Origin of the sequence: Enterobacter cloacae complex sp.6700776 (assembly GCF_048284255.1) — a bacterium.
Lineage (GTDB): Bacteria > Pseudomonadota > Gammaproteobacteria > Enterobacterales > Enterobacteriaceae > Enterobacter > Enterobacter intestinihominis.
The window spans coordinates 26,242-49,590 of the sequence record NZ_JBLVYK010000023.1 but is presented as its reverse complement, the minus strand read 5'-3'; the positions used below and the strand labels follow the sequence as shown (position 1 = coordinate 49,590).

Genomic DNA, 23,349 nt, shown 5'->3' with positions numbered 1-23,349 from the left:
TTCTGACTGATCTTACCCAGCAATAGTGGACACGCGGCTAAGTGAGTAAACTCTCAGTCAGAGGTGACTCACATGACAAAAACAGTATCAACCAGTAAAAAACCCCGTAAACAGCATTCGCCTGAATTTCGCAGTGAAGCCCTGAAGCTTGCTGAACGCATCGGTGTTACTGCCGCAGCCCGTGAACTCAGCCTGTATGAATCACAGCTCTACAACTGGCGCAGTAAACAGCAAAATCAGCAGACGTCTTCTGAACGTGAACTGGAGATGTCTACCGAGATTGCACGTCTCAAACGCCAGCTGGCAGAACGGGATGAAGAGCTGGCTATCCTCCAAAAGGCCGCGACATACTTCGCGAAGCGCCTGAAATGAAGTATGTCTTTATTGAAAAACATCAGGCTGAGTTCAGCATCAAAGCAATGTGCCGCGTGCTCCGGGTGGCCCGCAGCGGCTGGTATACGTGGTGTCAGCGGCGGACAAGGATAAGCACGCGTCAGCAGTTCCGCCAACACTGCGACAGCGTTGTCCTCGCGGCTTTTACCCGGTCAAAACAGCGTTACGGTGCCCCACGCCTGACGGATGAACTGCGTGCTCAGGGTTACCCCTTTAACGTAAAAACCGTGGCGGCAAGCCTGCGCCGTCAGGGACTGAGGGCAAAGGCCTCCCGGAAGTTCAGCCCGGTCAGCTACCGCGCACACGGCCTGCCTGTGTCAGAAAATCTGTTGGAGCAGGATTTTTACGCCAGTGGCCCGAACCAGAAGTGGGCAGGAGACATCACGTACTTACGTACAGATGAAGGCTGGCTGTATCTGGCAGTGGTCATTGACCTGTGGTCACGTGCCGTTATTGGCTGGTCAATGTCGCCACGCATGACGGCGCAACTGGCCTGCGATGCCCTGCAGATGGCGCTGTGGCGGCGTAAGAGGCCCCGGAACGTTATCGTTCACACGGACCGTGGAGGCCAGTACTGTTCAGCAGATTATCAGGCGCAACTGAAGCGGCATAATCTGCGTGGAAGTATGAGCGCAAAAGGTTGCTGCTACGATAATGCCTGCGTGGAAAGCTTCTTTCATTCGCTGAAAGTGGAATGTATCCATGGAGAACACTTTATCAGCCGGGAAATAATGCGGGCAACGGTGTTTAATTATATCGAATGTGATTACAATCGGTGGCGGCGGCACAGTTGGTGTGGCGGCCTCAGTCCGGAACAATTTGAAAACAAGAACCTCGCTTAGGCCTGTGTCCATATTACGTGGGTAGGATCAGACTGGGCGGATCCCACGCATAACCTGAACTGTTGGCTAACCGTCTTACAGCCAAATTCCCTCCTTTATCTGGCAGGAGTGCGTCCGTGAGCTCTGTATGATCTACGTGTTTGTTAAGTAGAGCACATAACAGGAGTGGGGTATGACTGAATTAAATAAAAGCCCGTCCGGTTTTTCCGGAGCTGATGTCAGTAAAGAACAGGCTGCCATAAGGGCACTTGTAGAAAGAGTAGTGACCAACTATCGCAGCCGGACAGCACCTGATCGGGTTCAAAAGGCTTCGGTAGCGTTTAATGGGGGATTAATCCTGACCCTGATGCTGGCCTTGACGCTATTGGGCTACCTTGTGGCGGAATTGCTCAGGGGGTATGTTGCGGATAGTTCACCCTATGTGCCCGGTCTAAGTTATTCGCAATTTTCGATGCTTATGGTCGTTGAGCTGTGTCTATGCTTTCTTGCATGGTTTTTGGTTGTCACAGGGGACTATCCCCGGCCGTGGATATTTCAGGTAGTCCCGATGGAGCAGTACTGGTTCTTTGACGAAGTGGATGACGACGATCTTGCCCGGCTTTCCTGTAACCCTTACATCAAGCGCTGGCTACTTGATGAAATGTCCGGTATTCATCGACTGACCTACACGAGGCTGCATGATCGACTGGAGCGCATCTGTAATATTGCATCCCATCTCGAATACAGCCGTATTCAGGCACATAAGATTTCCCTAATCAACGGAAGCAGTGCCTCCTGATCCTACCATTGCATCCGGAAATTAAACGGGCAGGAACTGCACTGTATGTTCCGACCCAGCAGCTGCCCGTTACCCTTTTCTTTAGTATAAAATGACTTTCGCCGACAACCGGAAGTGAATCATGTCAAATAAATGAAAAATCAGTAATTTATGTAGGCGGGGTGTTTGGCTGATCAGGGCAGGGTGGTATAATAACGCTGGTGCTGGAGGCTTTTGCCCCAGCCAGCGGTAACACTGTTTGACTGTGGTAAAAGCAGAAAGCCCCGAGTAATTTTTCAATTAACCTGTACTGCACCCATTTTGTTGGACGATGAAATGGAATAGTCCCTGATATGTCAAAGCCAAAATACCCCTTCGAAAAGCGCCTTGAAGTCGTGAATCACTACTTCACAACTGATGATGGTTACAGGATCATCTCTGCACGTTTTGGTGTGCCTCGAACCCAGGTCAGGACGTGGGTTGCCCTCTATGAAAAACATGGAGAAAAAGGTTTAATTCCCAAACCTAAAGGCGTTAGTGCTGATCCAGAGTTGCGCATTAAGGTCGTGAAAGCCGTGACCGAGCAGCAGATGTCCCTCAATCAGGCTGCTGCTCACTTTATGCTTGCTGGTAGTGGTTCTGTAGCCAAGTGGCTGAAAGTCTATGAGGAGCACGGAGAAGCTGGTTTACGCGCACTCAAGATCGGCACCAAAAGAAACATTACAATGTCAGTTGATCCAGAAAAAGCGGCGTTAGCATTGGAGCTGTCGAAAGACCGACGTATTGAGGATCTTGAAAGACAAGTTCGATTCCTTGAAATGCGGCTTACGTATCTAAAAAAGCTGAAAGCCTTAGCTCATCCCGCGAAAAAGTGAAAGTACTCAACGAGCTAAGGCAGTTTTACCCTCTTGATGAGCTTCTCAAGGCAGCGGAGATACCGCGCAGTACGTTTTATTACCATCTAAAGGCTCTCAGCAAGCCTGATAAGTATGCGGATGTTAAAAAGCGTATTGGTGAGATTTATCACGAGAATAAAGGTCGTTACGGATACCGTAGGGTAACGTTGTCTCTCCATCGAGACGGGGAACGGATTAACCATAAAGCCGTTCAGCGCCTGATGGGAACCCTCTCGCTTAAGGCAGCGATTAAGGTCAAGCGATACAGCTCCTACAGAGGAGAGGTAGGGCAAACCGCCCCCAATGTTCTCCAAAGGGATTTCAAGGCTACACGGCCAAACGAGAAGTGGGTTACCGACGTTACTGAATTTGCAGTCAATGGGCGAAAGCTGTATTTGTCTCCAGTAATAGATCTCTTCAACAACGAAGTTATTTCTTACAGCCTGTCGGAAAGACCTGTGATGAACATGGTCGAGAATATGCTCGATCAGGCATTCAAAAAGCTTAAGCCTCACGAGCATCCTATTCTGCACTCTGACCAGGGATGGCAGTATCGTATGAGAAGGTATCAAAACATCCTTAAAGAACAAGGCATTACACAGAGCATGTCCAGAAAAGGCAATTGTCTGGATAATGCAGTCGTGGAATGTTTCTTTGGAACCTTAAAGTCGGAGTGTTTTTATCTTGACGAGTTCAGTAATATAAGCGAACTGAAGGATGCTGTTACGGAATATATTGACTACTACAACAGCAGAAGAATTAGCCTGAAATTAAAAGGTCTGAGTCCAATTGAATATCGAACCCAGACCTATGTGCCTCGTGTTTAACTGTCCAACTTTTTGGGGTCAGTACAACCCGAGGCCCCTGTATGCTAGTCACATTCAGAGTAGCCTCTTGCCTGCTTAAATGCAAGGAGAAGAAGGCCATTGTTAACACCAAGCTGTAATGTCCCCTTTGAACCATTCTAAAATGTCCCCAGACAATTCTCTGGGGGATTTTTCATGATCAAAGAGACTGTTACGATGAGTCATAAGGAACTCGACCGACTTCACATTATTCAGGAGTCACTTAATCGCCATATTACTCAGGAACAAGCTGCGGCACGCATTGGCATTTCTATTCGGCAGGTTAAACGTCTGGTGCAACGGTATAGAAATGAAGGGCCTTCTGGTCTAGTTTCCCGCCGACGTGGAAAGCGTCCCAATAATTCCTTTTCTACCGAATTCAGAGCAACAGTAATTTCACTCCTCAAAGGCCGCTACGCTGATTTTGGACCTACGCTTGCGTGCGAAAAATTGCGCGAGATACACGGCTTGTGTTTATCCATTGAAACTCTCAGGAAGTGGATGGTAGAGGAGGGCATATGGCGCGAACGTCGTCGTAAGTTTGCCCGAATTTATCAGCGCCGGATGCGGCGCCCATCCTACGGTGAACTCATCCAGATTGATGGCTCGCCTCATGACTGGTTTGAAGGTCGGGGCCCCAAATGCACACTGATAGTCTTTATCGATGATGCTACCAGCGCTCTGATGGCGCTACGATTCGCTCCTGCAGAAACAACCCGGGCTTACATGGAAACCCTCCGGGGTTACCTTAATGATCATGGCGTACCACTGGCTCTCTATTCTGACAGACACAGTATATTCAGAGTAAATAACCCGGAGCGGGAAGGAGAGTTGACTCAGTTCACACGTGCGATAAAGACACTGGGCATCGAGCCAATCCATGCCAACAGCCCGCAGGCAAAAGGGCGGGTAGAGCGTGCCAATCAGACACTGCAGGACAGGCTGGTCAAAGAAATGCGGCTTCAGGGTATCAGTGATATTGAAACAGCAAACGCATGGTTGCCGACCTTTATTGAAGCCTATAACAACCGGTTTGCTACGCCGCCTCGTATTGCTGATAACGCCCATCTTGATGTACACCATTCTGAAGAGGAACTGGGTTATATCTTCAGCCTCCAGGCGAAGCGCGTTCTCTCCAAAAATCTCACTTTCCAGTACAAAAGCAGTGCGTTTCAGATTCGCAGTGAAGGCCGGGGATATCGACTTCGGCATTCGGTTGTCACGGTATGCGAAAGCTTTAACGGTGAAATTAAGGTTCTGTATGATGGGAAAGCGTTGGGATGGGAAAAATATGTTGATGGCCCGGAGCCTATACCACTGGATGATGAAAAAAGTGTCCATGAACGTGTGGATAATGCCCGTTTTGATTTACGCTCAAAATTCTACGTAAAACCTAAAGCTGACCATCCTTGGCTCACGCGCCGCACGCAAAGTAATCAGCAAGTGAAGCCCCCTAAATTACCCAGAAAGAAGGCTGATCCCGATAAAATGGACTGAAACCAGGCGTTATTCAGTTGAGTGCATATCCAGTCATAGGATAGATTCTTACGTAGCGTTTCTGGCGTGCATTTTCGGGTGGTTTGTTACTGTTTTTAACGGGGACACGTCAGAAACGCGCTCAGGCCGTCTGAGCGGTACGCGTAATGCGGCGTTATGGTAAATAGCCTATGCTAATGTCCGCTAAGAGCGAGATATAGTCATTCGTACCCTGAGAATTACACTTTGAAGTGATTCAGGGTATGCGCTTACTGGTTACGAATATTGAGCGAGAATCATGTGATGATCGCCGCTTTTCTTTCGAGCCAGTAGGTGCTCCACGTTCGCTAACGAATACTCAGGGCATGCAGATAAACTGCTGGCTATATTTCTTTCGAAGAGCGTGGAATGCATACCAATCCCCGATAAAAAGGAGTTGGTGATGACTGTGACTAATCAATTTGCTGCGCACGTTGGTCTGGACTGGGCTGATAAAAAACACGATGTCTGTGTTCAGTTTAAAAACGGTGAACGCGTATTCGATGTGATTGAACATACAGCAGAAGCGCTTGATGCCTGGCTTACTGAGTTACACCAGAAAGTAAAAGGTAGAATCGCAATAGCTCTCGAACTGAAGAAGGGCCCCGTGGTATATGCTCTTCAAAAATACCCCTTTATCACCGTTTTCCCCGTCCACGCATTGTCCCTGGCTCGTTATCGGCAAGCCTTCTCGCCCAGCGGCGCTAAAGATGATCCGCAGGATGCCGAGCTGGCATTAGAGTTAATGCTGCGTTACCCCCAGAAGATAAAAGCTATTGAACCCGACAATGCGGATATTCGCTTACTTCAGCAACTGGTTGAGCAACGTCGTCAGTTGGTTGAAGATAAACGACGCTTTGTGAACCGGATAATCAACACGCTTAAACAGTATTATCCTCAGCCACTGGAGTGGTTCTCACATCGGGGTAGCTTACTGTTGTGTGAGCTGATTATCCGGTGGCCCAGTCTGCAACAACTGAAACGAGCCAGACGCGACACGATCCGCAACTTTCTGAATGCCAAAGGTGGTCGCGCTATGGCCCTTACCGAGCAACGTGTTGCGAGTATTGATAATGCGATCCCATTGACTACAGACCCGAGTGTTATAGAGGCTAATGCTTTGATGGCAGCAGCACTGGCGACACAAATTAAAGTCGTGAGTGAAATCATCAAAACCTATGACGAACGAATCGAAACGCTGTTTGACACATTGCCAGATGCGGGGCTGTTCAAATCACTTCCGGGCATGGGACCGTGCATGGGCCCACGGATGCTTGCTGCACTTGGTGATAATCGTGACCGGTTTAACAGCGCTGAAGAAATTCAAAACTACGCAGGTATAGCACCGGTGACCGAACGAAGCGGCCAAAAATCATGGGTTCACTGGCGATGGCAATGTGCCAAGTTCGTCAGGCAGACCTTTGTTGAATGGGCTGCCAAGACGGTTAATTCATCATACTGGGCCAAACTGTATTATCAGGGCCTTAGAGAAAAGGGCAAATCTCATCAGTCTGCGATCCGGGCACTGGCGTTCAAATGGATAAGGATCATTTACCGCTGCTGGAAGGCCAGAACCTGTTATGACGAAGCGAAATATTTGCTGGCTCTCGAAGCGAGACACTCGCCCTTACTGAAGCCATAAAAAGCTTGTCGAATGTCTCAGGGCGTGAAGCGGACATTGCAGACTGCCCAGTAGAAAAAGTGCTATCAGAATTATCTAAAGGAAGATCGTATTTACCATGTCTCATTCTAACTGTTTAATAAATTACAAAAATTAAAATTTCCATTTAATATCATCGCGTTAAGCAAGAGAATTAAACCTCTCATTTAATTTATGATTCTTATTTAATTCATGAGTTGGTGTAAAAATAGGTTGCCGCACTATAGAAAGACACATATTTAAACCCAGCAGGAAATCATATTTGAAAGTAATGTGTTTAAGGGGCTGCGTAACAAGAACAGCAAGTAAACACATAGTAATAACAGTTACCATTCCCATTTCGCAAGTGGCCATATCAGAGGTGAACTAATGCCTGCTGCAATTTTAAGAATTAAGGTTATCCTAATAATTCTTTTGTATGATTAAGATCATCGATAAATTTACTAAGGACTCATTAATGAAATTGCGACTCTGGAATCTATTACCCCATGATTACGCTCCTTTTTTTCGTATTCTTCACATCATTGTGGCATTTCTAATATTATCACAAATTATTAACTCTAATCTGACAGAGACCGAAGCAATTGGTGAACATAGTCTTGAAGGAGTTATAACCTGGATGCACATTATTTCAGGGTTAGGACTGATTATTTGTGGTTTTATTATGTTAAGTTGGATGCTTACTCAAAGAGGTTTTACTTATTATTTTTCATGGGTAGGGCTTGACTTTAGTGGTATTAAGCAAGATATAAAAACGTTGACTAGTTTCCGACTGCCCGATGCACATTCGGGAGGTATTGCCAGTACAATCCAAGGATTTGGAGTTCTAGCATTGCTAATTGTAGCACTTTCAGGTGGCCTATGGTTCTTGTTGAATACCATGCAGTCAAATCTGGCTGAAACAGTAATCCACTGGCATAAGTTCTTTACTACTTTCATTGAGGTCTATTTTTATGCACATGGTGCAATGGGAGTTTTGCATATTTTAATTGAAAAATATAAAAGCCGCTCAGTTAACCTAAGTGACTAATCTGTTGTGAGATAATATTACTTCAAGTTGAAGAAAACCCTAAAAATAAAATTTAGTTTACTAGAAGATGAAACAGCACTTGCAGAGACTTTTTAATTAAATTTAATAAAAACGAAAAAATATTCATGGCGAAATGATTGTTTAATTATCTATCATGGATAGAAATGTGAGTTAGTCGTCCTATTTTAGGAAGTTAATAATGACTAAAACAAAAGGGTTACCTCGTCCGCTGACGCACTACGCTTGGCTTTCCATTGCCACGGCTATTGCCACTATCGGACTCAAAGGTGTGGCGTGGAAAATGACCGGTTCGGTCGGTCTGCTATCTGATGCCATCGAATCCGTAGTTAACCTCGCAGGAGCCCTAATGGCGCTCTGGATGCTGACCTTGGCTGCGCTTCCGGCCGATGAGAACCATGCATATGGGCACGGCAAAGCCGAATATTTCTCGAGTGCTTTCGAAGGATTTCTGATCCTATTGGCGGCAGCCAGTATCGCCTATACCGCAGTTGAGCGGATGTTAACTCCACAGCCGCTTGAGGAGATTGGTCTCGGATTACTGGTTTCAACAGTCGCATCAATCCTTAATTTTGTGACGGCTCGCATTTTGTTAAGGGCTGGCAGGCAGCACAACTCTATCACTCTTGAGGCAGATGCTCATCACCTGCTGACCGATGTCTGGACGTCGGTCGGTGTCATTTTTGGTGTCGGACTGGTTTATCTGACCGGCTGGTTTTGGGTCGATCCGATCGTTGCATTGCTGGTCGCAGCCAACATCGTTTGGACTGGTTATCAGCTTATGAGTCGTTCAGCTGCAGGTCTGATGGACGTATCGCTACCCACGGAAGAACTCAAAAAAATCGAGTCACTGCTGGCAGGATATCGTGAACAGGGGCTTGATTTCCATGCACTACGTACACGCCAGGCTGGCGGGCGGGCGTTTATGACAATGCACATCCTAGTTCCTGGGCGATGGACTGTTCAATATGGGCACGACTGGGCCGAGCGTATAGAGAATGATATCCGCACCGCACTGCCTTTTATCCATATCACCACTCATGTGGAACCGTTGGAAGATCCCGCGTCAATGAACGACCAAACGCTCGACATTTCTGATCACTAAACTAACCACATGTCGCTGGTCGGGCAGGGTAACAAACCTCGCTCTACAAAAATTTCAGGTATTCTCTATAATTCTGAGGGTACTTGATGTGACCTGCGCCCAATTGTTGGGCACGCAATATTTTTAAAAAGTCCGCTTCTGGCACAAAGCGGACAGTGATCACCGTTCTTACGACTACTTTCTGACTTACTTCGTGACTTGCCCTAAGCATGTTGTAGTGCGATACTTGTAATGACATTTGTAATTACAAGGGGTGTAAGACATGGGTAGCATTAACCTACGTATTGACGATGAACTTAAAGCGCGTTCTTACGCCGCGCTTGAAAAAATGGGCGTAACTCCTTCTGAAGCGCTTCGTCTCATGCTCGAGTATATCGCTGACAATGAACGCTTGCCGTTCAAACAGACACTCCTGAGTGATGAAGATGCTGAACTTGTGGAGATAGTGAAAGAACGACTTCGTAATCCTAAGCCAGTACGTGTGACGCTGGATGAACTCTGATGGCGTATTTTCTGGATTTTGACGAGCGGGCACTAAAGGAATGGCGAAAGCTGGGCTCGACGGTACGTGAACAGTTGAAAAAGAAGCTGGTTGAAGTACTTGAGTCACCCCGGATTGAAGCAAACAAGCTCCGTGGTATGCCTGATTGTTACAAGATTAAGCTCCGGTCTTCAGGCTATCGCCTTGTATACCAGGTTATAGACGAGAAAGTTGTCGTTTTCGTGATTTCTGTTGGGAAAAGAGAACGCTCGGAAGTATATAGCGAGGCGGTCAAACGCATTCTCTGAACCAAAGCATGACATCTCTGTTTCGCACCGATGGTGACACTTCTGCTTTGCGTTGACAGGAGAAGAAGGCCATGAAAATGCCGAACCAACCCATTGTTTTGTGCATATTAATAGTTTGTTTAACGCTGTTGATATTCACCTGGCTCACACGAAACTCGCTTTGCGAGTTGCGGATGAAAGACGGAACAAGGGAGGTATCTGCTATCCTGGCCTACGAATCCGGTAAGTAGCTGACAAAGAGGGGGGCAACCCCCTCTTTTCGGGGTGTGGATTAGTATGCCATCGGCACCTTTTGAAAGGGTTTCTCCAGTCGGGGAAACCCTTTTTTCCTCCCGTCTTGTGGCATATAGCCTTTTGTATAAATCAAGAACCAGACCCAAAGAGTCCCACTTCACGCAAACCGTTCAAAAGCCTTAGCGTAATCCAGTCGGGAAAAATTTCACCGGTGCTCGTCCGGGCACGTACCGGAAACAATGGACTTCTCACTGGTCGGTAGCTCATAGAACGTAGCCATTGCGGTCAGTCCTTATTCTGTACCCAGTAGAGTTTTATGGCCGTCTGGCAAATCGTTCAAACATTGTCATTTCTGTTCTCGCTGCATCCGGTCAAATGATACGGTGAATTCAGCTCATGGGCATTCGCATCGCAGTCTACGAAGGCACCAGAAGTTTGAGGATGTTACGCAAAGAACAGTTATCAGGTTTGCTGGTGGGCGTAATGCCTACCTCTACTTTACTTCATAGGGATTCTTCTGCGGGGAAGCAAGAATTGACTCAACGTTGTCCGGTCGTACCAGATTTGTCGCGGAAAGCGCCTTTTTGTGAGGGGGGCCGCAGCGCTAAACCTTTTCCTGGAACGACATGAAGGACAGCAGAGCGTCCGCCCTGGAGGACAGCTCAATACAGTCTCCACGCTGCGGTTCTATCTCTTCGTCAATGGTTTCATTGTACCAAATACGCAGCCGCCATCCCTTCGCAGGGAAAGCGCTCTGCATCGCCAGGACCATCCCCTCCGGCGACAGCAGTTCTCGACAGAGGTAGCAGGCCCCGATCCGGGTTGAATCCCGCAGCCACATTACGGGATACTCTTTAACCAGTTGGTCATACACGCATTCTGCCATATGAAAGTAATTTTCGTCAGCCCTGCAAAAATCACACATTCGATTTCCTTAAATGGTGTTCATCGAGATAATTCAGAAAGTTGATTCGCCAAACTACGGGGCATTTCTTTAATGGCGGAGCTTTACATCACTATTTCTGTCATTTTCAAATCCGCCGGATACAGCAATAATTGCACCGAACAGCGGTTTGAACTGCAATGCATCCGTAGGGTATGCGACAATAATAAGGCTCTTCCCGTACTCTTAAAAATGGAAGAGTTTAAAACCCATACTGCTGGGATGAGCGAAGCACGGTACATTATGCCAGCGTATAAGGGCCGTCATAACTTGTTTTTTTCTAGAACACGGCGAAGTTTTCTTACCTGGGAAGCTGTGGAAAGCGTACCGGTTCGGGGATGGCATGCGCTTGCCTTTTCACCTGGTTTGAGTACATAGGCTAATGCCAGCTCGTTCAGAGCCGCCTCAGCTTTCAACAGGGCCTCAATGGCCGTGTTCAGGTATACAGTTCGGCTCTCATGGTTCATCAGGATTTTCCTCACAAGGGTAAAAATGACAGGCGATACCTGCCGTTTACCCTTTGTCTCCGTTAAGAATGGCATCACGGCAGGCTTCCCAGATTACCTGGGCATTAGCATCACACTCCACGAACCCGCCGCACTGATCGTATATCACCTGGTATACCTCAGGGGGAATCTTCCCAGGCGCAACCGGAGTTGAGCGTTTGCCTTTATGAATCTCATCTGCGGTATCACAGACAGCGTCGAGATGCCGCGACATCCACTCAGATAATTTCAGACCCTCTCGATTTGCCTGTTTTACATAGCGAACCTTTCTGGAAACCGTAGATCGCATCTGAATCTGTGTCACAGCTGGCACATCTTCTTTCATGGCATTCTGTAATGCAGCTTTGGGCTTTTTCATGTTCATGGTTGCTTTAAATTATTCTGGAGTTCGTCTGATATAAATGCTGACGTGATCTGTCAGCGTTGCTTAAATAGTTTATCGCCTTCCGCCAGTTCGCCGTTGAGCTGTTCAATCACGCTCCAGATGAGCCGATCATCCGGCGTTGAGCCTGCACACTCTTTCACGACCGCCACGGGTCTAAATTCTTCAGGGTCTGCCTGCCCGGAGGTGAAGAGCCTGCTCTCAATCCAGTGGGCCCCCTCTGTGCAGCAGTGGCAACTGGTTTCAGGTGGTTCATCCAGACCGTCCACTCCACAGGCTGAGCAGGTGAACAGTTTGCGAGACCCACCAGCCAGTGGCGTATCGCAAGCTGCTGGAAGTGCGCCAGCATTGCGCCAGTACAGCACATGATTTGAATCGTAGCAGTGTCCATGAAGCAGAAGCGAAACGCCGCAACTGCGAGTTTCAATGGCTTTGCCTGTGCCAAGGTATTGCCCGATCTCGTCCCATACGTCCACTAAGGTGTCAGGCAGCGGACGCGTAACAGGGAACTTAGCGCAGTCGTCCGGGGTGCCTTTAATGCAGCAGAGGGCCGAATACGCAAGCTCCTGCATTTCGTAGGAGTACTGACCACATACCACGCGTTCCAGTTTGTCGATTAGTTGTTCTTTATTCATCATACTCAGCCTTATTAAACAAATTCATTACGCCACTGGCACCATCTGGCCGGAGCAGACTGCGGCCCGGTAGTAGAGCCGCAGGGGGTGTCGCTGGACTAACAGGTGCTCAGTGAGTCCCGCACTTCCTCATGACTGGTCATTTTCAGAAGAAGCTTTCCAGGGCAGCGTGGTTCCGCCTGTGAACGGGTGACGTCTTCGTTGATTGCCTGGATATGAGCAGATTCAACGGTCCGACGCTGTACGACATGGTTGCTCAGGTTGAATTCGCACTGGAGCCTTCTGGCATCAGAATCCGCGTTCATTGCAATACGTTCATCAAAGCGGCGGTTCATTCGCAGAGCCTCTTCGTGAGCTGCATCAACAAGGGTGCGTCTGGTGACATAGTCGTTACCAGCAAAAAACGATAGCTGAGCGTGTTCCGAAGAGTAGTCGGAGCTTCCCTTACAACGGGCAATCGCGGCTTCAGAGTGCAGGATTAATGAACTCAACCGTGAACAGACGTCATTGATGGTGCCGGTTTTCAGACAGTCGTGGATAAGTGTCCAGGCGGAAATGCTCAGCGGGCGGCTGGTGATCACATAGGGATTGTAATGATCAACCGTTACGATAGTACGCAGTGAATGAAGCGATTCGGACTGCGTACGTAAGTCACGGCGAACAGTACATGCCACCGAGGCAACATCTTTACATTCTTTGTCGGACATCGAGTCCAGTACGCGGATCTCCACCTCTGCCGCCTTTGAGGCGATATGCGCACTAATCTCACCCTTAAGACGTTTGTAGTCAGCCTTGAAGCTTCCCACGCTGTCAATATCGATCCAGTAACCACAGCTGTAACCAGCATTACCAAACTCGTCATCTTTCTCATAGTTCGGACAGCCGTCATTGCTCCAGCCAGCTTTTTCCAGCAGCTCGTCAATAGCGACCAGCTCAGCCATTGGTGCATGTTCGATAATGAAATAATGGACACGGCCCCAGGCATATGCGCGTGAACGGCCATCAACAGAAGTATCAGAAGTCGTCTGACGGGAAAGTTTCATGAGGTACTCCAGTTCTGCCCGGTACCGCCGGGGCGGTGGTGCGAAAGCCGCACCATGAATGACACTATGATCCTCCTAACTTCTATTGTCAATACAATTGAAGTGGCGTTGTATTTATTCATTATTTGGACCCGGCTCGTACGGAACGACCGTCGGGACTTGCCAATTATTCTGCGGTGAGCAGGGGGAAGGGAACATCCCACCGCTTGTTTCAAGATGTACAGCCAAGGAGGGCGCAGAATGCCTGACAGAATCATCGTGCAGCGGTAGCGAAAGACCTGACAAACGGGAAAAGTATCCTTTTATTCCAAAGCCAACCTCAGCTTTTAATGTCGCCAGTACGTTTCTTAAACATGCCAAATCGGTCTCTTATACGGCCGGATGGGCCCGATGAAAACGATAAAATGAGAAACAGAACCCGACACATCGCTGCTCTCTGGGAAAGCCGGTCAGCAGATGGAGCGCCAGGAACTAAATCCGCTGGTTTTAATAATGATTGAGGAGAACAAGATGAAAGATAACAAGACACGTCCTGTAGACTCGTATGCTCATGCTGATTTCATGGAGTCCGTCTTCAGCAACCTCAGGGCTTTCTGTGATGCGGAATGCCAGCGGCTAACTGCCGGTTATCCCCCAACTGTCAAACCAGAACAGCAAAGCACTGACGGCCAGCTGTCGGCGGCATAAATCATTACCTGCCAGTTCGTTCAAATTTCCGCTTCCTTAAGCCCGGGCCAAAAGCCCGGCTCAATCCAAAAACTGAACGTACCGGTTTACCTCTATATCTCCTCAATCCCCTGCGACTTACAAGAGACCCGCACCGGTTTAGCCATTCCTGTCCTGCCACTCTTTCATCACTGGCCCAGACAACCGGAAAAGTAACTTTTCTCTCCGACTCACCTTCTGAACCAGCTATTTTGCTTAAACGTAAAAACGGCCCACTGTTGTGAAGATTTAAAACGGACGGATCGAGTAGTATTGTCTCAGGAATTTTTTTTAAGAAAAGTTACTTTTTCTTCTGTGCAACCTATTAGAAAAAATGTCGAACCTGGTATTGTTGTGTTGTAGCGCAGTTAAACAACCAACCAAAAGAGAGAACAAAAATGTCCGCAATCGAAACTGAAGTAAAAAACAACAGCAACGAAATCAGCCTTCGTGGTTACCTGGAACGCACTGGTAACGGTGCCCGTAAAGGTAACGGCCTTATCATTGACCCTTCGGTTGTTGTAGAGCAGGAAGGCTTTAACACCCGCACGGCCGGTATGGGCGAGCTCTACTATTCAATGCCTCACGTTGTGGAACACCTGAACAGCCTGGCCGATGCCTACATGGAAGACCCGTTCAGCGTGACGCCTATCGTTGTTCAGATGGTTAATGGCGTACCTGTACTGCGTCAGGGGGCTTGCCGTATCCGTTCCATCGCTATTGCAAACCGCCAGCTGGAAGCAGAAGGGCGTGAACGCATTACTCGTATTCGCTGCGAAGAGTTTCGCGGTAGCGCTTCAAAAGCAGAACTCTTCACCCTGACCGGCAACTCCAACCTGGCGCTGTCTGTCGTAGCTGAAGCGCTTTCAATTAAGCGTCTTGTTGAAGATAAAGAAGAGCCTAAGACCTTTGCGGAACTGGCAAAAAAACGTGGTAAATCAGAGCAGCATCTTCGCCAGATGGTTCGCGTACTGGACCTGCCTTCTGAACTACAGACCATGCTTGTGAGCGATCAGGTGAGCATGTACGTTGCGCTGGACGAGTATATGTACAGCGGTGAGGATGCGGTAGATAACATCAACAAGGCGATCTCCATCTATGGTAAAGCGACGAAAAACACGCTGAAATTCGTCAAAGCTGCCAAGGTAGAAGAGCGCATGGCAGATCCGCAGACTCCGGAAAACTCCGGTGATGAGCAACCGGCAGGTAATGCTACCGTTAACACCCCGGTACCGGATCAACTGAATGATGAAAGCAATACAGAGACGCTGGTTACGCCACCGGTACAGGAACCAGCTCCGGCTCCAAAGGACAGCGCTCCTAAACAGAACCCGGCAGGTAAAGCACCATCCATGTCCAGCGTTCTGAACAAAAAGACCGTGACCGTCATTGCCGACACCGCGATCCCGATTTTTGAACGTATTGCTGAAGAAGCCAAGCTTAAAGAAGGTGAATCTGTCAGCACTGATACTTACACGCTTGTTCTGACCAATGATGAAATGAACGATATCATCAATGCTCATGCTGACCTGAAAGAGTACCTGCGTAAGCATGCTGAGAAGATGAATAAGGGACAGGCATGATTTTCTGACCGACCCCTCCATCCGGACGGGTCGGTAACTTTTTCAGGACAAGGGGAAACAGGGCAATGAAGAAGGCTTTTATCAACGTAGACAAGACTAACCCACTGCCAGTCCTGACGGATTCGGTGACCCGGGTAAGTATTCAGTGCACGGCAAAAGATGAAAACGGGGCAGGGATCGAAGTGAACATCCTCGACCTGATTCAGGATCATGATACGGATGAAGTGAAAGTGCAGTTTGGGAGCTCGCCTGTTCAGGCTCTGGCGATGCTCCGCCGGGTTATGACAGCACTGGAAAAGCAGGCAAATGCAGAACTGCAACAGAATTCCTGCTCGCGTATGCAGTAAACGGTAAAAGCAGAATGTTCCCTACTGGATAAACCCGGTGGACCTCACGGAGAGCAAGTCACCGAATGGTTCACTGTTAAGTGATATACATCCGGATTTATAAGGTTTTGCAGCATCCGAATAGGCAATAAATAGAATTATTTTGATTTATCTCAGCAAGGAAATGGAAAGCTACCAGATTTTAGGATAGCGAAATGCCTGTATCGCTACTCTGCTGAATTAGAAATGATTTTAAACGCAATGCATAATGATAGAATAGCAATGCCTTTAATTATTTGTCACGTCTGAATTATATGTAGACTTACGGAGAGGATATGGTAATTACTTATTCATTATCGGAAACGTTTAATATGTTTTTACGCGAGATTATTGCATCTGGACTTGCAGTTTTTTGCGCATGGTGCGTTTTGTGTCTTTTCTCTGATCAGGAACGAGGTAAAGAGGTTCCTGTTTCTATGAAAAAAATAACTTCAAAGTCAGCTTTCTCCTACTTTATCAGTTCTCAAATTGCCGCTTTTATTATCTCCTTGTTGGGTTCAATCTTAAGCACGAAATGGGACAACATCGTCTGGAATGATGAAATAAGACAGTTTTATCTGCATGTAGGATTTGGGCTGGTAGCTTGTGTATTCTGTCTGCTTGTAATCTTGCATGAGAAATTTATCAAAAGAAATTTAAATGTTTATTCTGGTTATTGTGGTTCACTGGCAGTTAGTCTCACAGGAATCTTTGTACTTTGTGCGTTATATCTGACATTTTCATTACCATTTCATTATGAAGAACGTCTACTTAATGATGCATCCTTGGTGGCTTCGGATGGCGTTGAAAATTCAGTCGTTTTTGCAGACGGTCGTTACTGGGTTTTTGAACTGGGCTTACCATATTTCAAACAGTCATTGCTCAAAGAGGTAAGAAGGGGCAGGTACCAGCTAATCTGCACTACAGAAAAAAAAACAACATGCTGGTCTGGCAAAAAACTTCCCGAAAAACCAACCTCTTTGAAAGCTAGTTCATAAAGATTTAAACTGCTCGCTTAAATCCACACTGGTCCAATTTTGAAAATTTATTGTGTTTTTAAAAGAAATTACAGTGTGGGTTATTAGCCAGTAGGTCGGAGTTTTATATAATACCCAAAAACACAGGAGGTATTATGAAAACCAATCTGGCCTATGCATCTAATTGCTCCGATTCTGTCTACTCCTATATTTATCAGGCACTGCAACAACGCTCTGGTGCCGAGAATGAAAGCCTTTATCAGCAGGCCATTTCCAGCTGCTGCACAGATAAACAAAAAAAGAAACTGGCCGGGTATTATGCCGGTCCATGGCAGCTGCTATTCAACGCGTGGTGTAACAATCGCGTCCCTAACACAGCGGTGCTGGCCCTTTTACTCCAGCAGTGCTTATCTCATTTCCAGTGCGAAGAAGTGATCGCAGCCTGGCAGTAACCCTATCAAGCCCCTTCGTATAGCGGAGGGGCAGGAGATATCTCATGTACAGAAACGACAGAAACGTGGATTCCTTCAACCTGGTTAATGCTCTTCAGCCGGTCTTTCGTAACACCGGCTGTGGGATGTTTGAATATGATCGTAAAAAGCAGAATGAAACCGCTGATTCAATCTTACGAGCGTTGGCGTTAAATGCCGATTTCGCGAGGGCCTTAAAACAGTACGTCCGGATTAATTCTGTACGACGGGTTGTTCAGTTCGATGACGGCTCGGTTCGCTATGGTATTCATGCCGAATTTGAAGGGCATAATAAAATTAATTCCTTCCGTATTTTTAAAGATGAAGATACAGACGCATTTGACTCCTATTTTTATTCGGTTTGCGATAATAAAGCTGAGCTGGTGGATTTTAAAATGGACTCTCTCGATATTCAATTGCAGGCAGTTTTTGAAAAGGTGACAGGTATTTTTCTGTCACATTAAATATTCAAATTTTCAATCCTCGGGCTGATAGACAAAAAACGCACTTTAGAATATAGATGAGATGAATATGAAAAACGTAAATATTTTGGATACCGATATTGCGGCCATTAATGCTCTTTCTGGCGTAGAACTGACTGACTTTCTCACTGCCGGGTATCAGGTAAACTGGTTAGGAGAAAGGGAGGTTTCGCTGGTGGGCTTTCCGTGTTTAGCAAGCAACAAGCAGCCGGTAGAAGTTGGTCCCGGCATTTTCATTAATCGCGTGTACAGCAGAGACAGCCAGTCTCTGAGCGGGAAATTGCGCTATGACCTGTCTAATGGTCTGGCAACGAGTGCATTTTCATTTTTCTCCCAGTCAGGCTGGTATGGGGGATTCCGTGTCGTATCTTTCCGTGACAACGGGCCAGCTGCGTTAATCAACATTGGTATTGTCCATGAGAATGTTTTGAATGCATTTTGTGCTGACTTCCCCCGGGCCAATGTGAGCGTAACCCGTTTTCATTGTGGCATGACGCTTGAGCAGATCCGAATGTTCATTTCAGACACTGCTTACGATATGCCGCTTTATAACAACGAGTCTGACTTTCGCAGGCTCGCCAGTTAGCATGGAGGCTGACTTCAGTGCTTACGCCTAAAAGCCGGTGAGCGAGGTGGCGGAACCGGTTGGCTTCGCCCAGTCTTACTTACTTCTCTCAAGGTACTGCGCTGCAAGCGTACGTAAAAAAAGTAAGTAGCTAAATGGCGTGAGCGATTAGTTCTATACGGGAAGAAGTCATAGTATTCTGAAATGATAGTTATCTCATACGAACGATAGTAATGGAGTTTCTTAATGGGCGTTGATATCTGCTGGCGATTTCAAAGGGAAGAAAAGCCTGGTAAATGGATTAATTTATCAAGCAATTATAAAGGGGACCGATCATATCTCCACTTTGCCTGGCTCGGATTTGATGTAGATCGTGAAAGGGCGAGCACATCAGCAGTTTTTATCCACGCATTACGCGGATTACCTGATGATATACCGTCCGAAGATGATGATTTATTCGGTGAACATTCATACTCATGGCTGACTTCGGAAGAAATTTTGTCAGCCATACCACCCGATAACGCCGGAGAGGTGATCCAGGAATTTGTCGAAGAAGTAAAGCGTCTCCACGTGGAGAACGGCAGCGTCCGTTTCGTCTTTGGATTTGAAGGGTAACCCGTAAGAAAGTAGCTATCTTACCCGGCTAGGTCTCCAATCTCTCAGATGCTCAAAGAGGGCCGGGCATGGTGCCCACACATCCCCTACCATTCCGATTTGATATTCGTCTAATACACCCTTTAAAGAAAACAAGCAGACGGCAATGAGACGTCGGATTAGCGTCAGCAAATATGAGACGTCAGTAGTCGATGTTTGTCCTGCGGAACGTGAATCTGTTTACAAGGGGTAAAGCCGTACCATCCATGAGGGCTCAGAGAGCCGGGGTCTCCTCCAGATCACTGGAAGTTATTGACTCTGGCAGGCCTATCCCTATGACTTTTTCCCGGATGGCAAATTAAGAGCGAACAGGGCCAAATTAGTACTCTTTTCTAAACGGAAATACTGAATCACCCTGATATAACTGGTCTCTCACAAGACAGGAGATCATCAATGGAACGTGTAATATTTTCAGTAATCTTTTTTATGATGCTGGGCGTACCTTTTTACCTTCTTTATAAAATTGCCCGGGACATTTTTGGTACCGCCGGTGCTGGTGAGCCTGCACAATTGCCTCAGGGCAAGCAAAGACGCTCAGGAGGCGCTGGTTCGGGTTCGATCTGGCAAGGACACCATCTACAGGGGAGCAGCCATTTGAACCCCCTCGGAGGTGATTGTAATGGTGAAAATAGCATAGCTGGTGGTTGTGATGGTGGCGGTGGAGGAGGTGACGGAGGTGGTGGTGGTGACTGATAGCCTGCAACTTTAACTATCAGGATGAAACCCATGTCCAGCAACCGGAAAAAGAATTCATTTCAACCGAAAAGCCCTGCCTTAAAGTGAAGCGTATTAAACGTGAAGGATGCTGAATTAGAGGGTATCGGTTTTATACTGAAGCGTAACTGGAAGAAGGATCTGAAATTAACTATTACGGAAAAGTAACTTTCTGACTCACCACGTACGCCCCTCGGTTATGCCATACAGTTTGATACGAAAACAGATCAGTAAGTAGATTGCTATACGCCGGAGAGAAGTCTATTTTTCATGCACCGAACCTGTTTGGCCTGCAATGGAAGCAGGTATAATAATCACATACAAAGGAGGGCATTATGAATACATTTTTATACGTGCTTTTGGCCTGGATTGTTGTGCTTTTTATCGCCAACAAACTGCTCGCAAGACGTAAGCCCAATACGGTTAAAATCCTGGTACAGCGCAACGGGAAAGCCGCAGAGGTTGATGCTGTAGTGGTTCAGGGTTCAAAGAGAGCTAACAACAGTTCTGTTGCGGACAGCGACGCGGTAGATAGTTATTTTGAAATGAATCCTTACTCCCGCGAAAACCAGGCGAATGGTTGGGCTATGCTGGCCAGAGACGATGACCAGCTTAAATAATCAGTTGAGTGTGATGTGTAAAGCAGCTTAAAACTCTAAATGGACGAACAGGGGAGGTGACAAAGATGACAACCAATACAACAACGACCACCTACCGCTCAGAAGAAATCGTGCCGTTCAGACGGCCCAAAGGGGATCTGGATAGTCGGTATATGCCTCAGGTGTATGCAATGGTGCGGAACTGGGCAAGTAACCCTGCTCAATATGGTGAGGGTGTACTGGCCTCCTACCGCCAACCGGCAGTAAACCTTGCCTACCAGGTAAAAGGAACTCGTGTTGTTTTAATTCTGGTACCAGTAGAGTGCGAGCCACCTGGAGTGATAATGACGGAAACAGTCCTGTGGCCGTCACTATCACTTGTAGAAGTCTTGCAGACCTTGCAGGAGGCCTGGCAAAATATTCCGGCGTTAAACCCCTGACGACTTCTGTCAATATCACCGGCTAGTGATTTACCTCTCTGCTGGTGGTCAGCCCGCCTAAGTTCAAATTATCTCTTTCTAAATTAGCCCGGATAAAAATCGGTCCCTCTAAAATAGCCTGCCCTGAGTAGGCTACGTCATACAAAGCGTTGGCCAGTCACCAGCTGGCTGGTGGCCATAATGCTCCACAGGATAAACCGTATCAGAACTACGCAAAGAAAAAGCCCCAACAATTTACCGATGGGGCCTTTTGCAGACATTTTACAGCCTTACCAATGATAGAGCGCTAAGGCTTCTGCTTAGTGAACAGACTTGCCCACAGATAATGGATAAAGTTGAGCAGAATGTATGTTACTCGTTGCTCGAATTTCATCGGGGCTTTGTACTTTGTCGTTATGTTATGAATATGAGTAAGGTCCGTATAGAGCCCTGGCGACTTCCTTGTTGACTTCAACACCGAACAGATGTGCTGAACAGACTCCGGTGTGAACAACCGTAGCCCTCGTCGTTGTTTGACTTTATGGATAAAATCGTCCATCCCCATACATAACCATTCCGGCTTGATGCCATCAAACTTACAACGTCCGTTTATGATGACGACATTGATACATTCCAGTTCTCTAGCCTTAAGAGCAGACTGAATAGCCCTGATGTGCCCCTGGTTTTGCTTAAACGGGTTCTGCAACTTGAGGGTTCGGGACTGAGTCCATTTCCGCCAGTGGCTTTCCTCCAGAGTACCGTAGAGCTTGCCTACGTAGTTTTTCTGCTCTATGACGTATATACCATGTGGGGCTACGAGAATGTGATCAACCTGCGTAGTGCTATGAGCCGACAACTGAAAGGTGAGATCACTAAGTAGCCCCTGAGCTTCTTCAGGAAGCCCAGATTCAATTGCCTTTGCAGTCCGCCGTTCCGCTATGGCAGAGGTCATAAATCCCAACAGACACAGCAACACGACGAAAATAAGGATAATGAAAGCTACCCCCGTAATGCTCCACAGCAGATTGAAAGCATCCATGTTACCTCACAGAGGGGTAGCTGGTGGCATTAACAGATTCTACTAAGCGGGTAGTGGTACCGGTAAGGCTCTCAATATTTGAAGACAGGCTCATCAGCATGCCGAGTGCAGAACGGAGATTACGATGAGGCTCATTGTAGTTTTTGAACGTGTCAGTGGAGTACATTTTTGAAAGACGTGTACGGATCTCTACTGACGTAAGATCTCCATCCACCAGGCCGTACTTAACTGCCTGAGGTGTTGGCCATACACGGCCTGAATAGAGAGAAACAGCATCGGCATCATGACGCGAGAGAAGCTTTTTACCCCGTCCAAGTTCAACATCAGTTATAAATTTTTCATGCATCGTGTTCAGGATCTCCTTCTGCATGAACTCCCTCGTTGAATCGGACAATGGGTGGAAGGGGTCAAGAGCATCTTTGAACTCACCGGCCGTAAGGGGCTCATTCTTGACGCCTACTGTGCTCATGATCTCTGACAGATTCCAGTGGTCCATACGCACACCGATAGAACCGATCAGGGCATTACTGTCGGCATAAATTGCATCAGCGGGCGATACCGCGTAATAGCATGCGGATGCGCATATGCCTTTCACACTAACGATGATTGGTTTATATGAGTCTGCGATATCAGAGAAAAAACGACCGGTACCGCTGGAGAGTACTTCGAGGGAGTTTTGCTTCGACCGTGCTTCATCGCCACGTTCTGTGCTCCCGGTTTTGTTACTCTTGTCAGCGGCTACAGATGAAAGAGAGCCACCGGCATCTGATACGCGTTCAATCTGTGGCTGGTGGTTTTTAAGCGCGTTTATCTGGCGGTAAATAATGATGGCGTCAGAGGGACCACCACCACCTGACTCTGCCTCGATAATAACTGCTTTGGCATGGGGATTATTGTAAGCTTTGGCAAGAGCTGTTGCGATCACTGTTCCATCGCCCGTTTCCGAGCCGGTACCCATCTCGCCAGAAATCCGTATTACAGCTATATGGTCTTTCTTCCCTTCAGCGTCCTGCCATTGTTCGTAAAGATTGTAGAAAGAAAACCCTACAGCGGTCATGGCAATTAGCGACATAGCAACTTTTGCCGTGGTATGAATGCGAAACATCTTATAAAAACGGTCAGCGTTATCATTGAGCGATTCTTTGATATTTGTAGGGGACTTCCTTTTTTTACTGCTTAACATC

Annotated in this window: 28 protein-coding genes and 1 pseudogene; 21 read left to right on the top strand and 8 right to left on the bottom strand. The window is 47.3% G+C overall.

Annotated features, from left to right (window positions below):
* Positions 1–72: 72 nt before the first annotated feature.
* The 7 genes from ACNQ0T_RS21235 to ACNQ0T_RS21205 all read left to right on the top strand — a co-directional run bounded on the left by ACNQ0T_RS21235 (position 73) and on the right by ACNQ0T_RS21205 (position 9,061).
* Positions 73–1,235 (top strand): IS3-like element IS3 family transposase gene (locus ACNQ0T_RS21235; protein ID WP_085947771.1). Its coding sequence is split into 2 segments (ribosomal slippage): positions 73–334 and positions 334–1,235, totalling 1,164 coding nucleotides; the frame shifts between segments, so codons are not numbered across the junction.
* 172 nt (positions 1,236–1,407) lie between these two features.
* Positions 1,408–2,013 (top strand): hypothetical protein, encoded by a 606-nt coding sequence (locus ACNQ0T_RS21230; RefSeq protein WP_000137794.1) that lies wholly within the window; start codon positions 1,408–1,410, stop codon positions 2,011–2,013.
* 332 nt (positions 2,014–2,345) lie between these two features.
* Positions 2,346–3,715, top strand: a protein-coding gene (locus ACNQ0T_RS21225) for an IS3-like element ISKpn8 family transposase (RefSeq protein ID WP_085949440.1) whose coding sequence is annotated in 2 segments (ribosomal slippage) — positions 2,346–2,826 and positions 2,826–3,715 — 1,371 coding nt in all. Because the reading frame shifts where the segments join, the coding sequence is not laid out codon by codon here.
* Between the two features lie 174 nt (positions 3,716–3,889).
* On the top strand, positions 3,890–5,230 hold the full coding sequence (locus ACNQ0T_RS21220; RefSeq protein WP_000589001.1) for an ISNCY family transposase: 1,341 nt from the start codon (positions 3,890–3,892) through the stop codon (positions 5,228–5,230).
* Positions 5,231–5,651: 421 nt separating this feature from the next.
* Positions 5,652–6,890: an IS110-like element ISEsa2 family transposase gene (locus tag ACNQ0T_RS21215; RefSeq protein WP_000219087.1), complete on the top strand. Its 1,239-nt coding sequence runs from the start codon at positions 5,652–5,654 to the stop codon at positions 6,888–6,890.
* Between the two features lie 475 nt (positions 6,891–7,365).
* Positions 7,366–7,938: a cytochrome b/b6 domain-containing protein gene (locus ACNQ0T_RS21210; protein ID WP_001515348.1), complete on the top strand. Its 573-nt coding sequence runs from the start codon at positions 7,366–7,368 to the stop codon at positions 7,936–7,938.
* A gap of 199 nt (positions 7,939–8,137) precedes the next feature.
* A complete protein-coding gene (locus tag ACNQ0T_RS21205; RefSeq protein ID WP_000167917.1) occupies positions 8,138–9,061 on the top strand; it encodes a cation diffusion facilitator family transporter in 924 nt (307 codons plus the stop codon).
* 121 nt (positions 9,062–9,182) lie between these two features.
* Here the strand turns inward: ACNQ0T_RS21205 and ACNQ0T_RS21200 are convergent.
* Positions 9,183–9,299, bottom strand: a pseudogene (locus ACNQ0T_RS21200) (hypothetical protein); the annotation flags it as partial.
* A gap of 24 nt (positions 9,300–9,323) precedes the next feature.
* Here ACNQ0T_RS21200 and relB point away from each other — a divergent pair.
* The 3 genes from relB (at position 9,324) to ACNQ0T_RS21185 (ending at position 10,080) form a co-directional block, all read left to right on the top strand.
* Positions 9,324–9,563, top strand: coding sequence for a type II toxin-antitoxin system antitoxin RelB (relB, locus tag ACNQ0T_RS21195; RefSeq protein WP_000534858.1), 240 nt, complete (start codon positions 9,324–9,326; stop codon positions 9,561–9,563).
* Positions 9,563–9,850 (top strand): type II toxin-antitoxin system mRNA interferase RelE, encoded by a 288-nt coding sequence (gene relE, locus ACNQ0T_RS21190; RefSeq protein WP_000323025.1) that lies wholly within the window; start codon positions 9,563–9,565, stop codon positions 9,848–9,850. The genes relB and relE overlap by 1 nt, the downstream gene beginning before the upstream one ends.
* A gap of 71 nt (positions 9,851–9,921) precedes the next feature.
* Positions 9,922–10,080, top strand: coding sequence for a type I toxin-antitoxin system Hok family toxin (locus tag ACNQ0T_RS21185; protein WP_001447866.1), 159 nt, complete (start codon positions 9,922–9,924; stop codon positions 10,078–10,080).
* Between the two features lie 608 nt (positions 10,081–10,688).
* On the opposite strand, the gene ACNQ0T_RS21180 is transcribed toward ACNQ0T_RS21185, so the two are convergent.
* The 5 genes from ACNQ0T_RS21180 to ACNQ0T_RS21160 form a co-directional block, all read right to left on the bottom strand.
* On the bottom strand, positions 10,689–11,009 hold the full coding sequence (locus ACNQ0T_RS21180; RefSeq protein WP_000332796.1) for a hypothetical protein: 321 nt from the start codon (positions 11,007–11,009) through the stop codon (positions 10,689–10,691).
* Between the two features lie 281 nt (positions 11,010–11,290).
* The gene (locus ACNQ0T_RS21175; RefSeq protein WP_001015183.1) at positions 11,291–11,494 is read right to left on the bottom strand and encodes a hypothetical protein; all 204 of its coding nucleotides are present in this window, start codon (positions 11,492–11,494) and stop codon (positions 11,291–11,293) included.
* A 46-nt stretch (positions 11,495–11,540) separates the two neighbouring features.
* Positions 11,541–11,891 carry a hypothetical protein gene (locus ACNQ0T_RS21170; protein WP_000743059.1) on the bottom strand — a complete coding sequence of 117 codons (351 nt, stop codon included), beginning with the start codon at positions 11,889–11,891 and terminating at the stop codon, positions 11,541–11,543.
* A gap of 59 nt (positions 11,892–11,950) precedes the next feature.
* Complete coding sequence (locus ACNQ0T_RS21165; RefSeq protein WP_012695474.1) at positions 11,951–12,553, bottom strand: hypothetical protein; 603 nt, start codon at positions 12,551–12,553, stop codon at positions 11,951–11,953.
* A gap of 95 nt (positions 12,554–12,648) precedes the next feature.
* A complete protein-coding gene (locus tag ACNQ0T_RS21160) occupies positions 12,649–13,593 on the bottom strand; it encodes a DUF5417 domain-containing protein (protein WP_000778029.1) in 945 nt (314 codons plus the stop codon).
* Positions 13,594–14,103: 510 nt separating this feature from the next.
* Here ACNQ0T_RS21160 and ACNQ0T_RS21155 point away from each other — a divergent pair.
* From ACNQ0T_RS21155 to ACNQ0T_RS21105, 11 genes are all read left to right on the top strand, one after another.
* Positions 14,104–14,280: a hypothetical protein gene (locus ACNQ0T_RS21155; protein WP_001371930.1), complete on the top strand. Its 177-nt coding sequence runs from the start codon at positions 14,104–14,106 to the stop codon at positions 14,278–14,280.
* 416 nt (positions 14,281–14,696) lie between these two features.
* Positions 14,697–15,881, top strand: coding sequence for a hypothetical protein (locus ACNQ0T_RS21150; RefSeq protein WP_001272971.1), 1,185 nt, complete (start codon positions 14,697–14,699; stop codon positions 15,879–15,881).
* A gap of 65 nt (positions 15,882–15,946) precedes the next feature.
* On the top strand, positions 15,947–16,228 hold the full coding sequence (locus tag ACNQ0T_RS21145; protein ID WP_000708863.1) for a hypothetical protein: 282 nt from the start codon (positions 15,947–15,949) through the stop codon (positions 16,226–16,228).
* Positions 16,229–16,542: 314 nt separating this feature from the next.
* Entirely contained in the window at positions 16,543–17,244 is a 702-nt protein-coding gene (locus ACNQ0T_RS21140; protein WP_004248818.1) for a hypothetical protein, read from the top strand.
* 134 nt (positions 17,245–17,378) lie between these two features.
* A complete protein-coding gene (locus ACNQ0T_RS21135; protein WP_000856246.1) occupies positions 17,379–17,675 on the top strand; it encodes a hypothetical protein in 297 nt (98 codons plus the stop codon).
* Positions 17,676–17,719: 44 nt separating this feature from the next.
* A complete protein-coding gene (locus tag ACNQ0T_RS21130) occupies positions 17,720–18,157 on the top strand; it encodes a hypothetical protein (RefSeq protein WP_000286108.1) in 438 nt (145 codons plus the stop codon).
* 67 nt (positions 18,158–18,224) lie between these two features.
* On the top strand, positions 18,225–18,761 hold the full coding sequence (locus tag ACNQ0T_RS21125) for a hypothetical protein (RefSeq protein ID WP_000800251.1): 537 nt from the start codon (positions 18,225–18,227) through the stop codon (positions 18,759–18,761).
* 225 nt (positions 18,762–18,986) lie between these two features.
* Complete coding sequence (locus tag ACNQ0T_RS21120; protein WP_000537761.1) at positions 18,987–19,355, top strand: hypothetical protein; 369 nt, start codon at positions 18,987–18,989, stop codon at positions 19,353–19,355.
* Between the two features lie 432 nt (positions 19,356–19,787).
* Complete coding sequence (locus tag ACNQ0T_RS21115) at positions 19,788–20,087, top strand: hypothetical protein (protein WP_000442693.1); 300 nt, start codon at positions 19,788–19,790, stop codon at positions 20,085–20,087.
* Positions 20,088–20,443: 356 nt separating this feature from the next.
* Positions 20,444–20,728, top strand: a complete 285-nt coding sequence (locus ACNQ0T_RS21110; protein ID WP_001091367.1) for a hypothetical protein — start codon at positions 20,444–20,446, stop codon at positions 20,726–20,728.
* Between the two features lie 65 nt (positions 20,729–20,793).
* Positions 20,794–21,147 carry a hypothetical protein gene (locus ACNQ0T_RS21105; RefSeq protein ID WP_000210769.1) on the top strand — a complete coding sequence of 118 codons (354 nt, stop codon included), beginning with the start codon at positions 20,794–20,796 and terminating at the stop codon, positions 21,145–21,147.
* A gap of 286 nt (positions 21,148–21,433) precedes the next feature.
* Here the strand turns inward: ACNQ0T_RS21105 and ACNQ0T_RS21100 are convergent, their stop codons facing one another.
* Together ACNQ0T_RS21100 and ACNQ0T_RS21095 are read right to left on the bottom strand one after the other, a co-directional pair.
* Positions 21,434–22,165, bottom strand: coding sequence for a nuclease-related domain-containing protein (locus ACNQ0T_RS21100; protein ID WP_000338612.1), 732 nt, complete (start codon positions 22,163–22,165; stop codon positions 21,434–21,436).
* Position 22,166: 1 nt separating this feature from the next.
* Positions 22,167–23,348: a S49 family peptidase gene (locus ACNQ0T_RS21095; protein WP_000952985.1), complete on the bottom strand. Its 1,182-nt coding sequence runs from the start codon at positions 23,346–23,348 to the stop codon at positions 22,167–22,169.
* Position 23,349: the final 1 nt, after the last annotated feature.

Excerpts from the sequence above, each read along its gene's own strand:
- ACNQ0T_RS21230 (WP_000137794.1), top strand. The coding sequence starts at position 1,408 with ATGACTGAATTAAATAAAAGCCCGTCCGGTTTTTCCGGAGCTGATGTC.
- ACNQ0T_RS21220 (WP_000589001.1), top strand. The coding sequence starts at position 3,890 with ATGATCAAAGAGACTGTTACGATGAGTCATAAGGAACTCGACCGACTT.
- ACNQ0T_RS21215 (WP_000219087.1), top strand. The coding sequence starts at position 5,652 with ATGACTGTGACTAATCAATTTGCTGCGCACGTTGGTCTGGACTGGGCT.
- ACNQ0T_RS21210 (WP_001515348.1), top strand. The coding sequence starts at position 7,366 with ATGAAATTGCGACTCTGGAATCTATTACCCCATGATTACGCTCCTTTT.
- ACNQ0T_RS21205 (WP_000167917.1), top strand. The coding sequence starts at position 8,138 with ATGACTAAAACAAAAGGGTTACCTCGTCCGCTGACGCACTACGCTTGG.
- relB (WP_000534858.1), top strand. The coding sequence starts at position 9,324 with ATGGGTAGCATTAACCTACGTATTGACGATGAACTTAAAGCGCGTTCT.
- relE (WP_000323025.1), top strand. The coding sequence starts at position 9,563 with ATGGCGTATTTTCTGGATTTTGACGAGCGGGCACTAAAGGAATGGCGA.
- ACNQ0T_RS21185 (WP_001447866.1), top strand. The coding sequence starts at position 9,922 with ATGAAAATGCCGAACCAACCCATTGTTTTGTGCATATTAATAGTTTGT.
- ACNQ0T_RS21180 (WP_000332796.1), bottom strand. The coding sequence starts at position 11,009 with ATGTGTGATTTTTGCAGGGCTGACGAAAATTACTTTCATATGGCAGAA.
- ACNQ0T_RS21175 (WP_001015183.1), bottom strand. The coding sequence starts at position 11,494 with ATGAACCATGAGAGCCGAACTGTATACCTGAACACGGCCATTGAGGCC.
- ACNQ0T_RS21170 (WP_000743059.1), bottom strand. The coding sequence starts at position 11,891 with ATGAAAAAGCCCAAAGCTGCATTACAGAATGCCATGAAAGAAGATGTG.
- ACNQ0T_RS21165 (WP_012695474.1), bottom strand. The coding sequence starts at position 12,553 with ATGATGAATAAAGAACAACTAATCGACAAACTGGAACGCGTGGTATGT.
- ACNQ0T_RS21160 (WP_000778029.1), bottom strand. The coding sequence starts at position 13,593 with ATGAAACTTTCCCGTCAGACGACTTCTGATACTTCTGTTGATGGCCGT.
- ACNQ0T_RS21155 (WP_001371930.1), top strand. The coding sequence starts at position 14,104 with ATGAAAGATAACAAGACACGTCCTGTAGACTCGTATGCTCATGCTGAT.
- ACNQ0T_RS21150 (WP_001272971.1), top strand. The coding sequence starts at position 14,697 with ATGTCCGCAATCGAAACTGAAGTAAAAAACAACAGCAACGAAATCAGC.
- ACNQ0T_RS21145 (WP_000708863.1), top strand. The coding sequence starts at position 15,947 with ATGAAGAAGGCTTTTATCAACGTAGACAAGACTAACCCACTGCCAGTC.
- ACNQ0T_RS21140 (WP_004248818.1), top strand. The coding sequence starts at position 16,543 with ATGGTAATTACTTATTCATTATCGGAAACGTTTAATATGTTTTTACGC.
- ACNQ0T_RS21135 (WP_000856246.1), top strand. The coding sequence starts at position 17,379 with ATGAAAACCAATCTGGCCTATGCATCTAATTGCTCCGATTCTGTCTAC.
- ACNQ0T_RS21130 (WP_000286108.1), top strand. The coding sequence starts at position 17,720 with ATGTACAGAAACGACAGAAACGTGGATTCCTTCAACCTGGTTAATGCT.
- ACNQ0T_RS21125 (WP_000800251.1), top strand. The coding sequence starts at position 18,225 with ATGAAAAACGTAAATATTTTGGATACCGATATTGCGGCCATTAATGCT.
- ACNQ0T_RS21120 (WP_000537761.1), top strand. The coding sequence starts at position 18,987 with ATGGGCGTTGATATCTGCTGGCGATTTCAAAGGGAAGAAAAGCCTGGT.
- ACNQ0T_RS21115 (WP_000442693.1), top strand. The coding sequence starts at position 19,788 with ATGGAACGTGTAATATTTTCAGTAATCTTTTTTATGATGCTGGGCGTA.
- ACNQ0T_RS21110 (WP_001091367.1), top strand. The coding sequence starts at position 20,444 with ATGAATACATTTTTATACGTGCTTTTGGCCTGGATTGTTGTGCTTTTT.
- ACNQ0T_RS21105 (WP_000210769.1), top strand. The coding sequence starts at position 20,794 with ATGACAACCAATACAACAACGACCACCTACCGCTCAGAAGAAATCGTG.
- ACNQ0T_RS21100 (WP_000338612.1), bottom strand. The coding sequence starts at position 22,165 with ATGGATGCTTTCAATCTGCTGTGGAGCATTACGGGGGTAGCTTTCATT.
- ACNQ0T_RS21095 (WP_000952985.1), bottom strand. The coding sequence starts at position 23,348 with ATGTTAAGCAGTAAAAAAAGGAAGTCCCCTACAAATATCAAAGAATCG.